The sequence below is a fragment of the Salinibacterium amurskyense genome (genome assembly GCF_002797685.1).
GTDB lineage: Bacteria > Actinomycetota > Actinomycetes > Actinomycetales > Microbacteriaceae > Rhodoglobus > Rhodoglobus amurskyensis.
On record NZ_PGFH01000003.1, the window covers coordinates 105887 to 118359 of the forward strand.

Here is a 12473-nt window from a genome sequence, read left to right on the forward strand (position 1 = left end):
GTTCGCCCTGAAGGGGCTCTGCACTGGGGCTCGCGCGCGCCAAATCGTGAGTGTGGAGACTGATGAAGTAGAGGAGTGAACGAGACTCCTCATACCGCCCCTCGCATTGCGCTTCCGGCGCCGCCGCAGCGCCCGGCACCATTCAAATTCCCGGTGATCGCGGCGACTGTTCCGGTCGTTGCCTCCGTGGCGATTTGGCTGATCACGGGATCAACCTTTGCCCTCATCTTCGCCGCGCTGGGTCCGCTAGCAGCGACAGGCAGCTATATCGATTCGCGGATGTCCGCTCGAGCATTGCGCCGCACTGAGAGAGCTCGATTCTCCGATGACGCCGCCGCGACTCTGAAAAAAATCCAGGCGTATCACCGTCGCGAACTTAGCGAACTCGCCGAGAAAACACCCTCGGCAATCATGTTGGTCAGCGACGTTCATACCGATGCGTCACGCTGGATGCGCGAGCCAGCCGATGTGCTTCCGGTTCACCTTGGCTATGGGCTTGTCCGTAGCAGCATCGCGATCGATCGCACCGGTGCCCATGACGCTCAACCGCCTGAGGTCGAAGAAAGTTATCGCACGCTCACGGCACAGGCCGAGCACCTTGAACGCGCCCCCATCGCGGTCAATGCGCGGCTCGGGGTCGCGATCTTCGGCAACCAGCTGATGGCGCTGTCCCTCGCCCGTGCGGTATCGATCCAACTTGCACGAACCCTCGCGCCCACCGCGAGCTGGGTGAGACTCAGCGGAGCATTCGCGGCGGAACCCTGGGGCGAGGCTCTTCCGCACCGGCAACTCCGGGGGAGTGAGGTGCAGGGCCAGCGCGTCGACGAGTCCGCTGGCGGTACCGACCTTGCAACTGTGCAGTGGGGCGTGTTGGGAGACTCAACACCACAGGTATCGATCACCGTGGTGCAGGAAGAGGGCCACGTGCCGAGCGGCCACAGGATCGTTATCCAGACGCGCGGTGACAGAGTCGCCGTGGTGCGGCATCCGGATCGTCATCAACGTCGTGACTTCGAACCCTCGTTCTTGGGCCGTGAGCAAGCGTTGGAGTGGGTGCGAGCAGCGCGAGGCATCGCGGCACGCGACGGTCTCGCCTCGGGGATCGACGATTTGCCAGATCTGGTGCGTTTTTCGGAAATAGCGGCGATGTCGCACGCTGAACACCATCCGCGCGCCGCGCATCGTCGTTCTTTGAAAGCGCGGCCGGCGATGGGCACCCGCAGTGCGATGTCGCTCGATCTTGTCGCCGACGGTCCGCACGCAATTGTGGGCGGAACGACGGGCAGCGGTAAGAGCGAGTTGCTCATCGCCTGGGTTCTTGCCATGGCGGCCGAGACTGCGCCGGAGGACGTCACTTTCCTGCTCGTTGATTTCAAGGGCGGCTCTGCTTTTGACGCCCTAACCCAGCTTCCGCATACGGTCGGCATCATTACTGATCTCGACGAAAACTCCGCCGCGAGAGCATTCTCCAGCCTCCGCGCCGAGCTGCGACATCGTGAACGCGCTCTCGCTCAGGCAAAGGTCCGCGATATCTCAGACCTTGAGAGCATGCCACGACTTGTGATTGTGGTTGACGAGTTCGCGGCGATGATGGAGGACTACCCTCAACTCCACACCCTCTTCAGCGACATCGCCGCGCGCGGCCGCTCTCTCGGAGTTCACCTCATCCTGTGCACACAGCGCCCCTCGGGAGTTGTGCGGGATTCACTTCTCGCCAACGCTGACTTGCGGATTTCGCTTCGCGTCAACAACGGAGCCGATAGTTCCGCCGTCATCGGCAGCGACCGCGCCGCAGAACTCCCGGCGCAGCAGAAAGGGCGGGCGTGGGTCGCGCATGGATCGTCGTCCGCCGAGCTCGCGCAGTTTGCGCTGGTTGAAACCCACGACATCCGGGATGTCGCTGAACGGTGGGCTTCGAGCGCGAAACCCCGACGTCCGTGGTGCGAGCCGCTGAGTGAACACCTGTCGCTCTCGACCGTCCTCGCGCATCCAGAGGCTCCCGCCGCAGCGACACGTCACGCCCCAGAGGGTGGGGGCACTATTGCGTTCGGAATGACGGACCTGCCTGAAGAGCAACGTCATGGTGTCGCAACCTGGTCGCCCTCCGGCGATGGACACTTGCTCGTGCTCGGCGCCCCCTCCAGCGGAAAAAGCGTCACGCTCTCAACGCTCGCTCACGTGACATCCCGCGACGTCCTCGTGCTCGGAACCGACTCAGCGTCGTTCTGGGACACCCTCACGCAGCTTTACGCGCGGTTGGATGTGATTGGTTACCCCGGCCGCGCCGCCGCTGCAGTGCTTGTGGTGGTTGACGACCTCGATGCTGCGGTGTCGCGATTCGACGACGAATACCGTCCGGTAGTGCTGGAACGACTCGCGCGCATCCTTCGGGAAGGGCCAGCGGCTGACGTCGTGGTCGTCGCGAGCGCTCAACGGATCACCGCGGCCTTGCAATCGCTCTCTCAGCTCTTTCCTCAAACCTTGCGTTTGAGGTTCTCCACTCGACAAGACTTTGTGCTTTCAGGCGGCAGCACGGAGGACTACAACGACACTCTGCCCGCGGGAGGAGCACTGTGGCAGGGCGCGCGGGTGCAGGTGGCACAGGGCGACCGGTTTCTCCCCATACCGCCCCCTGCCTCCGCCGCAGTCGTCGGTAGGGACGAAGGGCTCGCCATCGTGAGCACGCGGCCGGCGGCTACTGCGGCGGCGTGCACCGAGGCAGGGTGGACAGTTCAGCTAGTCGAGGGTGCACCAGGCAGCGAGCGTGAGCTGCTGATCAACCCGAGCGGAACGCGGGGAGCTGTAGCCCTCATCGGTTCGGTAGACGAATGGCAGTCTCGCTGGGGAGCGATTCAAGCACTTCTGCCTCACGCCACGGTGCTGCTCGACGGATGCAGCCTGAGCGACTATCGGCAGCTGGCCCGCACGAGAGAATTGCCGCCGCCCCTCAGCCCCGGGTCGCGACAGTACTGGCGACTGAGCGGCACCGGCCCCACCGAGCGGGTTCAACTGCCTCGAAAGAGCCACGCCTCCGCGCCGACAAACGACATCGTTGCGCGGAACGCCTAGCGTGCGTCTTCCTCAGGGGTACCCGAAATGGGCACATTTCGAGCGCGAAATTGTGAAGTATCCGTGAAATTATTATGAAGCGCCAAAAGCCCCTCCTAACTGGGGCTATAACAACCCGGACTGCGCTCACTACCATCGGTGTAACTGGTGGGGGCGAAGGAGAAAACGTGACGAGAGCACTTCCGCAGGATCATGCGATCCAGCAGCTAATGCTGCAGGCGAAGCAATCTCAACTCAGCCGTCGGCGGTTGTTGCAAGGAGCAGGTGTCGGCATGTCCGCACTCGCACTTGCAGCCTGTGCCGCGCCGGATGGGTCCGACGCGATTGATATTTCAGACAGCGACAGTTCGCTCGTCTGGGCCAGCTGGCCCTCGTACATCGACGAGGACCTCAGCGGTAGCTCAGCGACGCTCAAGGCGTTCAAGAAAGAAACAGGCATCGAAGTCGAGTACAAGGCCGTTGTTAAAGACAACGTTGGCTTCTACCTGACGATGAAAGACCAGCTCTCTCTCGGACAACCGACCGGCGCCGACATTATTTGCGTCAGTGACTGGATGGCCGCGCGCCTCATTCGCTTCGGATACGCCCAGAAGTTCGACTCGGCCAACATGCCGAACAAGGCAAATCTCACCAAGACACTGAGCAGCCCAGAATTCGACCCCAAGCGCGAATACTCGCTGCCGTGGCAGAGCGGGTTCATCGGACTCGCCTGGAACGCGGAGGAGTACCCCAAGGGGCTCGTCTCTGTCGAACAACTGTGGAACGACGACCTCAAGGGCAAAGTCGTTGTGCTCGCCGAAATGCGTCACACCATGGGCATGCTGCTGCTCGCTAACGGCGTCGACATCTCTGATGGCAACTGGGGAATCGACGAATTCAAGAAGGCCAGCGCAGTTCTCGAAACTCACCTCGCGTCGAAGCACATCCTCGGTGTTTACGGCAGCGACTACCTCGACAAACTCAAATCTGGCGAAGCATTGGCCGGATTCGCCCGCGCCGGAGACGTCGCGGTGCTCAACGCCCAAGCAGGCTACGAGAAATTCAAGTTCTTGCTGCCCGGGTCGCGAGGCACTTTCTTCACGGACTCGCTCGTAATTCCGGCTGGCGCTCAGCACAAGGCCAACGCCGAAAAGCTCATGAACTTCTACTACGACCCCGCTATCGCAACCGAGGTTGTGGAGTGGATCCACTGTGTGAGCCCCGTTGACGGAACTCTCGAGTACGCCATCGAGAACTTCCCGAAGCTCGCATCGAACCAATTCACCTTCCCCAACGCCACGGCGATGTCACGTGCAAGCACATTCCGCACGCTCAGCACGACCGACGACCAGTCGTTCAACGCTGAATTCCGTCGCATCACGGGCAAGGGCTAAGTACTCAATCACTCCTCCCCAGCGCGGCGTGCTCCAGAAGCGCAGCCGCCTGGAGCGAGTGCGTTAACGGCCGAAAGTGCGCGAGTTGCCCTAGGCGAGTTCGAAGCGCAGCTCGCCAACAGGCAGACCGCGGCCGAGCACTTGCTCGGTCGTCGATTTCAGCACGCTCGCCACAGCATCCGCATCGAGAGCGCCCGCGTCGGCGAGCAACGAAAGCCCCACGGGCAACAGCGGGCGGATCGAGCCATCGAGAATCTTGAGCGTGACGGTTGTGCCGTCGGGCGCCGCGGCAATGAGGACCCCTTCGGCGCCGCGCTTGGCGATGATTCCCAAAGTGTCCATTGCTTCGGCGACCTGCGGCATATCGAGGCCCCACGCGTTACCGCGAATGGCGCTCACGAGCGAGTGTGCGTGGGCGTCGGTCGCGGCATCCGCCATCACAATGCGCTGGATGGCGGTGGCGAGCGATACGAGACTCATAGCGAATACAGGAGCCCCGCATCCATCCGTTCCCTCATGAGCGAGAGGCTCACCCGTGAACTCGACGATGGTGTCGCGAATGCGCTCTTGAAGCGGATGATCGTGCTCAAGGTAACTCTCGAGCGGCCAGTCATTGACGACGCATGCCGCCAAGAAACTCGCGTGTTTGCCCGAGCAGTTCATGGCCAGTCGACGCGGAGCATCTGAAGCGCGACGCGTGGCGGAGTCGGCGGGCCAATCGGGCGGGCAGCGAAGGTCGTCTTCGGTGAGGCCGTACGCAGCGAGCGTCGAAGCGACAACGTCTTGGTGGCGCTGGCTGCCGGTGTGGCTTGCGCTAGCCAGGACAAGTTGTTCGTCATTCAGCGTGACACCGGCGCGCAAAACGGTGATTGCCTGCATCGGCTTCAGCGTGGAGCGCGGGTAAATTAACGCGTCGGGGTCGCCAAGGCGACGCAGTTCGGTGCCATCGGGGGAGAGCACGACGGCGGCGCCAAGATGCCGAGATTCGATCATCCCGGAACGCTCCAACACAGCGAGCTGAGTGGTGTCGTTGACCGTGAGTGCGCGGGAGGAAGCCGTCGATACAGAGTTCACCCTCCTACGTTATCGCCGTCTGGCCAGAGTGAGGGTTCGGCTGCCGAAACCGTGTGGAACCGCGGCGACACTTCTCAGCGTGCGGCGCTACGGTGAGAGTTAGATACGTTGGGTGTGATCGCCCCGCTGCGGTCTGTGATGCTGGCCCTCGGGGCCGCGAGGGAGGTTTCGATGAACATCGACCACAATTTTGAAGTGCGCTTGGAATGGTCCGGAAATCTGGGCGAGGGCACGACAAACTACCGTGGCTACTCTCGCCACAACGAGGTCACCGCGGTGGGCAAGCATCCGATCGAGGGGTCAAGCGCTCGGGTATTCCACGGCAATGCAGATCGGTGGAACCCCGAAGAGCTGCTGATCGCGGCGCTCAGCCAATGCCACATGCTCAGTTACCTGCATGTCGCGGTCAGTCGTGGGATTGTTGTTACCGCGTACCACGACGAGGTTTCGGGCACCATGAAGCAGACCGACAACGGGGGAGGCCACTTCACGTCGGTCACCCTGCGGCCGGTTGTCACGATTTCTGCCGGCAGCGTAGAGGATGCCATGGATGCCCACGCCGAAGCGAGCGGCAAGTGCTTCATCGCGTCATCCGTAAATTTTCCCGTGCTGCACCAACCGCGCATCATCGTCGAACCCGCCGCTGAGTAATGCCGACGGCAGACTAGCGGCGTCGGCGATTCCACACGCTACACACAGCAAGGGTGCGGGAGGATTGGTGCTCCGTGTTCTTGCTGTGAAGGGTTCTTGTGCGAAAAGCGATTCCGTTTCTGTTGACCATCGGCGTTGTGGCGTCACTTGCCGCGTGTTCGCCCGCCGACTCGACTACTGCCGAGAATTCCGGCGATTGCACGCCGACGGCATCCGGTTCGGCCTCTGAGGCCGTTCAGGTGAGCGGCGACTTCGGCGTCAAGCCCGAGGTCACCATTGACTTCCCGACCGACGTTTCTGAAACCGAGCGCTCTGTCGCGATTGCCGGTGACGGCGACATTGTTGCTGTTGAGGCAGCCACCGCCAACGTGCAGTTCAGCCTGTACAGCGGTGCAACGGGCGAAGAGCTCTCTTCCACTACTTACGACGAAACCGGGTTGACCCCGTTCCCTGTGGATGCTGAGCAGTTCCTTGTGGGCATCGTCAAGACCATTGAATGCTCCACCGCCGGTACTCGCGTTGTGGGCGTCATTCCTCCCGAAGAGTCCTTCGCTGACGACGCAAGCCGTGAACAGCTGGGAGTCGGCGCTGATGACGACATCGTTTTCGTTGTTGACGTAGTTTCGGTCGACGAGCCTGCCGAGCCCGCGCTTCCGCGCGCCGACGGTGAAGACCAGCCCGCTGAGGAAGGTTTCCCGGCGGTTGAGCTCGACGACGACGGTCGCCCCACGATCACCATTCCTGACACTGACCCGCCCACGGAGCTCGAAGTTGCTGTACTGAAGCAGGGTGCTGGCGAGACCATTCAGGAGAACTCGGATGTTGTTGTCCACTACGTGGGCATGAACTGGACCACCGGCGAGATCTTCGACGAGAGCTGGGCGCGCGGCACCCCCTCGACATTCAACACCGGTCAGGTTGTCCAGGGCTTCAAGACCGCTCTGGAAGGCCAGCAGGTCGGTTCGCAGATCATCGCAGTCTTGCCGCCCAGCGAGGGCTACGGCGAGGCCGGTAGCGAAGGTGCAGGCATTTCTGGCACCGACACGATCGTCTTCGTTGTCGACATCCTCGGCATTGGCTAATTCGCGCTCGTCGTTGACGCACATTTGTGCGAGCCAACTAAAGTAGCGGGATGCGCAAGATAATTCTGCTCGGATCGACGGGCTCGATCGGCACGCAAACCCTTGAGGTAATCGGGGCAAACCGTGACCGTTTCGAGGTCGTCGGTCTCGCAGCCGGCTCCAACCGAACGCTCGTCGAAGAGCAGGCGGCTCGGTTCGGCGTGAAGCACATTGCGTTCGGTGCCGAGCAGGCGGCGCAGTTGGTGCGGGATGTCCCTGCCGACGTCGTCGTTAACGGAATCACCGGTTCCGTAGGCCTCGGGCCCACGCTCGCGGCCCTCGAATCCGGCGCGACGCTCGCTCTCGCCAACAAAGAGAGCCTCATCGTCGGCGGAGAACTCGTGACGTCGCGAGCGAAGCCCGGGCAAATTGTTCCTGTCGACTCGGAGCACTCGGCCATCGCCCAAGCGTTGCGTTCTGGCGAACACTCAGAAGTGCGCCGCTTGGTGCTTACGGCATCCGGGGGACCATTCCGGGGTCGCACGCGTGATTCCCTGCGCGATGTGACTCCGCGCGAGGCGCTCGCTCATCCCACCTGGGATATGGGGCTCGTGGTGACGACGAATTCCTCAACCCTCGTGAACAAGGGCCTCGAAGTGATCGAGGCGCACTTGTTGTTCGACGTACCTTATGACCGTATTGCTGTGACGGTGCATCCGCAGTCGATCGTTCATTCGATGGTCGAGTTCGTAGACGGCTCCACCATTGCCCAGGCCAGCCCGCCCGACATGCGGTTGCCGATTTCGCTCGGTTTGGACTGGCCGAACCGCGTCGCGGGCGTCGGCGCTCCACTCGACTGGACGACGGCGAGCACCTGGAACTTTGAGCCTCTCGACAACGAGGTCTTCCCTGCGGTGGAAATGGCGAAAGCTGTTGGCGCGGCCGGCCTCACCTTCCCCGCGGTCTTCAATGCAGCGAACGAGCAGGCAGTGTTGGCCTTCCATGCCGGTGCCATTGGCTACCTCGACATCTTGGATGTCGTTGAGCAGGTCGTGCAGAGCCACGAGACAACCGAGCTGACGTTGGATGCTCTCGCCGAGGCAGAGTCGTGGGCGCGACGTACCGCTGATGCTGTGGTCGCCACTCGCTCCTAGCGGCGGCACTGAACGGGTAGTTCGCCCCCAGTGTGGGGTTGTTCTGCCGCTTCCACAGCACCGGTACAGGTGACCGTCGGTGCGCGTGGCTATTCTTAGCGGGTGGAAAACGTGCTCTTGTACATTCTTGGCATCCTCGTCGTTCTCGTCGGGCTTGCTGTGTCTATTGGCCTGCATGAAATCGGACACTTGCTGCCCGCCAAGCTCTTTGGCGTGCGCGTCAGTCAGTACATGATTGGTTTCGGACCAACGATCTTCTCGCGCAAGCGTGGGGAGACGGAGTACGGCGTGAAGGCGATTCCGCTTGGTGGCTATATCTCGATGGCGGGCATGTTCCCTCCCGGCAAATCTGAGAGTGGAAGTCGCACGGCCACCACCGGCGTTTTTCAAGCGCTCGTTCAAGACGCTCGTACCGCCAGCGCCGACACCCTGGTCGACGTGGATGAATCGCGCGCGTTCTACAAGCTTCCCGTGCTGAAGCGCGTGGTGATCATGCTCGGTGGTCCGGTGATGAACCTGCTCATCGCGATCGTGATGTTCGCCATTCTCTTCATGGGATTCGGTGTCGCGCAGCCCTCCACGACAGTAGGCAGCGTTTCTGAGTGCGTTCTCGCCGCGACCTCCGAACGACAGACGTGTGAAAGCACCGACCCCGACGCTCCCGGCTTCGCCGCGGGAATCATGCCCGGAGACCGACTCGTGTCAATGGATGGCCAAGCCGTCTCCTCGTGGGCCGAAGCGACCGAATTCATCCGTGCCGCCGCTGGCGATGAACTGAACATCGTTGTCGAGCGCAACGGTGCCGAGGTCTCTCTCGTCGCTGAGCCATTGCTCACTGAGCGCTACGTTTACGACGATCGCGGTCAGATCGTTGAGGATGCCGACGGCGTCGCCCAGACGGAAGAATACGGCTTCTTGGGCATCGGTTCCGCTCTCGAGACCGTGCAGCAGCCGGTAACCGCCGTGCTGCCTGCGGTCGGCGACAACATCGTTTCGGTGGCCAATGTCATCCTCAACCTGCCTCAGCGCATGGTCGACGTCGCCAACGCGGCCTTCGGTCCTGACGAGCGTGACCCCAATGGCCCCATCAGCGTAGTGGGTGTCGGTCGTATCGCTGGTGAGATCACGAGCCTCGATAACGCCCCCGTGGCCGACAAAGTAGCGTCTCTCGTGGGCCTCATTGGCTCGCTCAACGTTGCACTCTTTGTCTTCAACCTCGTGCCGCTCATGCCGCTCGACGGTGGACACGTGGCTGGTGCGCTGTTTGAGGGCGTTCGCCGTTTCTTCGCCAAGCTCTTCGGTAAGCCCGACCCGGGCCCCTTCGATGCCGCGAAGTTCATTCCGCTCACGCTGGTTGTCGTCGTTCTGTTGGGTGCCATGAGCGCCATGCTGATTTACGCGGACATCGTAAAGCCGATCTCGATCTTCTAGGCCGCTGCGGCTGCCGCTGCCGTGCTGCCGCTCGAGCGCTCGCTATCGCGACCGCTGCTGCGGTTGCGGCAGAACGGTGGCCGGAGTCTTGTCGACTCCGGCCACCGTTGCTGTCGGTCTAACGATCAGCGTTTCTAGCGGGTGAGTAGCAGCGCGTCGCCCTGACCGCCGCCACCACAGAGCGCTACGGCCGCGCGGCCCGAGCCACGGCGTGCCAACTCGTGAGCGGCGTGAACCACTAGGCGAGCACCGGATGCCCCGACGGGGTGGCCAATGGCGATAGCGCCACCGTGGATGTTCACGATGTCGTGGCTGAGCCCGAGTTCGGCGGTGGAGCGCAGACTCACGGCCGCGAACGCTTCGTTGATTTCGGCAAAGTCGAGATCTCTGGCACTCCAGCCGGCGTTGTCGAGGGCAGCGGCAATAGCGCGAGCGGGCTGCGAGTGCAGGGAGTTGTCGGGGCCGGCGACATGACCCGAGCGGTCGAGCACAGCAAGCCACGTGAGGCCGTGTTCTTCGGCCCATGCGCGACTGGCCAGAATCACGGCGGATGCTCCGTCGCTCAGCGGCGAAGAGTTGCCGGCGGTGATGGTGCCTTCGGGGTCGAAGGCGGGGCGCAATCCGGCGAGGGTTTCAACGGTGGTGTTGGCGCGGACGCCCTCATCGGTGTCGAGAACGAGGTCGTCACCCTTGCGCTGCGGGATCGTCACCGGCGCGATTTCGTCGGCGAAGATGCCGGCTTCGATCGCGGCGGTGGCACGCTGGTGCGAAGCGGCGGCAATCTCATCCTGCTCAGTGCGTCCGATATCGAGGCGGCCGTTGTGGCGCTCGGTGCTGGCGCCCATCGATTCGGCGTCGAAGGCATCCGTGAGGGCATCGTGCGCGGCGGAGTCGAGGGCAGAGACTGTTCCGTACGCCCAACCCATGCGCGATCCGGGGAGCACGTGCGGGGCGTTGGTCATGGATTCTTGACCACCGGCAGCCACGACGTTGGCTTCTCCGAGACGGATGAGGCGCGCAGCATCCACGATCGCAGCGAGCCCGGAGAGGCAGACCTTGTTGATGGTGACGGTGGGGGTTTTCCACGCGAGTCCGGCGGCAATGGCCGTCTGGCGAGCTGGGTTTTGCCCGGCACCGGCCTGAATGACCTGGCCGAAGATCACTTGGTCGATGGAGTCAACGTCAACACCGGAGCGTTCGACTGCGGCGCGGAGGGCAACAGCGCCGAGCTCGACGGCGGAGAGTGAAGCGAGTTGTCCGCGCAATTTTCCCTGTGGGGTGCGTGTTGCGGAAAGGATCACTACATCGTTGGGTGCGGGGGTATTGGCCACTGTGCAAACTCCTTTGTTTGGTCGCCGTTGTTGACAGCGTGGTTGCGCAACCATAGGCTACATGAAACCTGAACCGGGTCTCAGGTTCAGATCACAATCCTCCTAAGGCAGCAGGAAAGGTCCCATCATGCGGGTCAGTAAAAAGTACCTCGCTCCGGCGTTAATTGCGACGGTTGCACTCACACTGGCGGGTTGTGCTCCCGCCGTCGACAGCGGAAGCGGCGGCGATGACCTCGCCCCCGTCGATGTCTCGGTCATTACCTCGCAGACGGGCCCTCTTGCGGCCTATGGTGAGGCCTATCTCGCCGGCTTCGATGCCGGTCTCGACTACGCCACCGACGGCACAGGCACCGTCGATGGTCGCGAACTCAACATCACGATCACGGATGACGCGGGCGACGCCGATAAGGCAGTCACCGCAGCCAAGGACGTGATTGGTCAAGGCCAAAAGATCATCGTCGGTACGGTTTCTTCGGGAATCGCGCTTGCCCTCGCTGAGCAGGCCGAGCAGAACAAGGTTCTCTACATCTCCGGCCCGGCCGCAGCAGACGGCATCACGGGCGTGAACGACTACACGTTCCGCTCGGGTCGCCAGAGCTTCCAAGACGTCGCTACCGCGGGTACCTTCATCGGTGACCCGGCAGGCAAGTCGGTTCTGGTCTTCGCTCAGGACACGGCCTTCGGTCAGGGCAACGTTGCCGCCGCCACCGCCGTTCTTGGCGGCCAGGGCGCTGACGTCACGAGCCTTCTCGTTCCTGAGGACGCCACCGAGTTCACTCCCTTCGCCCAGCAGATCGTTGATGCTCAGCCCGACCTCGTGTTCGTTGCGTGGGCCGGAGCAACATCCGGTGCCATGTGGGAGGCACTCAGCCAGCAGGGCGTGTTCGACAGCGTTCCTGTCGCGACCGGTCTCGGTGATGTCTCGACCTACGGTGCTTACGGCGCTGCGAGCGACCAGATCAGCTTCCTCAACCACTACTTCGGTGGTGCTACGGACAACGACGCGAACGCGGCAATGGTCAGCTACCTCGAAGCAGAGGGCAAGCAGGCTGACCTGTTCTCGCCCGACGGTTTCGTTGCAGCACAGATGGTCGTTCAGGCCGTTCGTGAAGGTGGCGACGATGTGGATGCCATGATCGCCGCTCTCGAGGGCTGGACGTTCGACTCGGTCAAGGGCTCCATCACGGTTCGCGCCGAGGACCACGCCATGATCCAGCCGATGTTCCAGGTCTCCCTTGTTGCCGATGGTGACTCGTGGATTCCTGAACTGGTCACGGCCGTTGACGCTGACGCCGTAACCCCGCCCGTCGCAGAGTAAGTAGCTAACGA

The 12473-nt window shown here is 62.5% G+C and carries 9 protein-coding genes; 7 read left to right on the top strand and 2 right to left on the bottom strand.

From position 1 onward, the window contains the following. Nucleotides 1-75: 75 nt before the first annotated feature. Both CLV85_RS12605 and CLV85_RS12610 read left to right on the top strand, forming a co-directional pair. Entirely contained in the window at nucleotides 76-3069 is a 2994-nt protein-coding gene (locus CLV85_RS12605) for an FtsK/SpoIIIE domain-containing protein (protein WP_100389994.1), read from the top strand. Between the two features lie 272 nt (nucleotides 3070-3341). Further along, nucleotides 3342-4442, top strand: a complete 1101-nt coding sequence (locus CLV85_RS12610) for an ABC transporter substrate-binding protein (RefSeq protein ID WP_229820457.1) — start codon at nucleotides 3342-3344, stop codon at nucleotides 4440-4442. A 90-nt stretch (nucleotides 4443-4532) separates the two neighbouring features. Here the strand turns inward: CLV85_RS12610 and CLV85_RS12615 are convergent, their stop codons facing one another. Continuing rightward, the gene (locus tag CLV85_RS12615) at nucleotides 4533-5516 is read right to left on the bottom strand and encodes an asparaginase (RefSeq protein ID WP_100389996.1); all 984 of its coding nucleotides are present in this window, start codon (nucleotides 5514-5516) and stop codon (nucleotides 4533-4535) included. Nucleotides 5517-5687: 171 nt separating this feature from the next. On the opposite strand from CLV85_RS12615, the gene CLV85_RS12620 reads away from it, so the two are divergent. The 4 genes from CLV85_RS12620 (at nucleotide 5688) to CLV85_RS12635 (ending at nucleotide 9813) form a co-directional block, all read left to right on the top strand. Further along, nucleotides 5688-6167, top strand: coding sequence for an OsmC family protein (locus CLV85_RS12620; RefSeq protein WP_100389997.1), 480 nt, complete (start codon nucleotides 5688-5690; stop codon nucleotides 6165-6167). 98 nt (nucleotides 6168-6265) lie between these two features. Next, a complete protein-coding gene (locus CLV85_RS12625) occupies nucleotides 6266-7249 on the top strand; it encodes an FKBP-type peptidyl-prolyl cis-trans isomerase (RefSeq protein ID WP_100389998.1) in 984 nt (327 codons plus the stop codon). Between the two features lie 50 nt (nucleotides 7250-7299). After that, the gene (locus CLV85_RS12630; RefSeq protein WP_100389999.1) at nucleotides 7300-8382 is read left to right on the top strand and encodes a 1-deoxy-D-xylulose-5-phosphate reductoisomerase; all 1083 of its coding nucleotides are present in this window, start codon (nucleotides 7300-7302) and stop codon (nucleotides 8380-8382) included. A gap of 102 nt (nucleotides 8383-8484) precedes the next feature. After that, the gene (locus CLV85_RS12635) at nucleotides 8485-9813 is read left to right on the top strand and encodes a M50 family metallopeptidase (RefSeq protein WP_100390000.1); all 1329 of its coding nucleotides are present in this window, start codon (nucleotides 8485-8487) and stop codon (nucleotides 9811-9813) included. Between the two features lie 134 nt (nucleotides 9814-9947). On the opposite strand, the gene CLV85_RS12640 is transcribed toward CLV85_RS12635, so the two are convergent. Then, nucleotides 9948-11144 (bottom strand): acetyl-CoA C-acetyltransferase, encoded by a 1197-nt coding sequence (locus CLV85_RS12640; RefSeq protein ID WP_100390001.1) that lies wholly within the window; start codon nucleotides 11142-11144, stop codon nucleotides 9948-9950. Between the two features lie 127 nt (nucleotides 11145-11271). Here CLV85_RS12640 and CLV85_RS12645 point away from each other — a divergent pair, with 127 nt between their 5' ends. Beyond that, entirely contained in the window at nucleotides 11272-12462 is a 1191-nt protein-coding gene (locus CLV85_RS12645; RefSeq protein ID WP_100390002.1) for a substrate-binding domain-containing protein, read from the top strand. Nucleotides 12463-12473 lie beyond the last annotated feature (11 nt).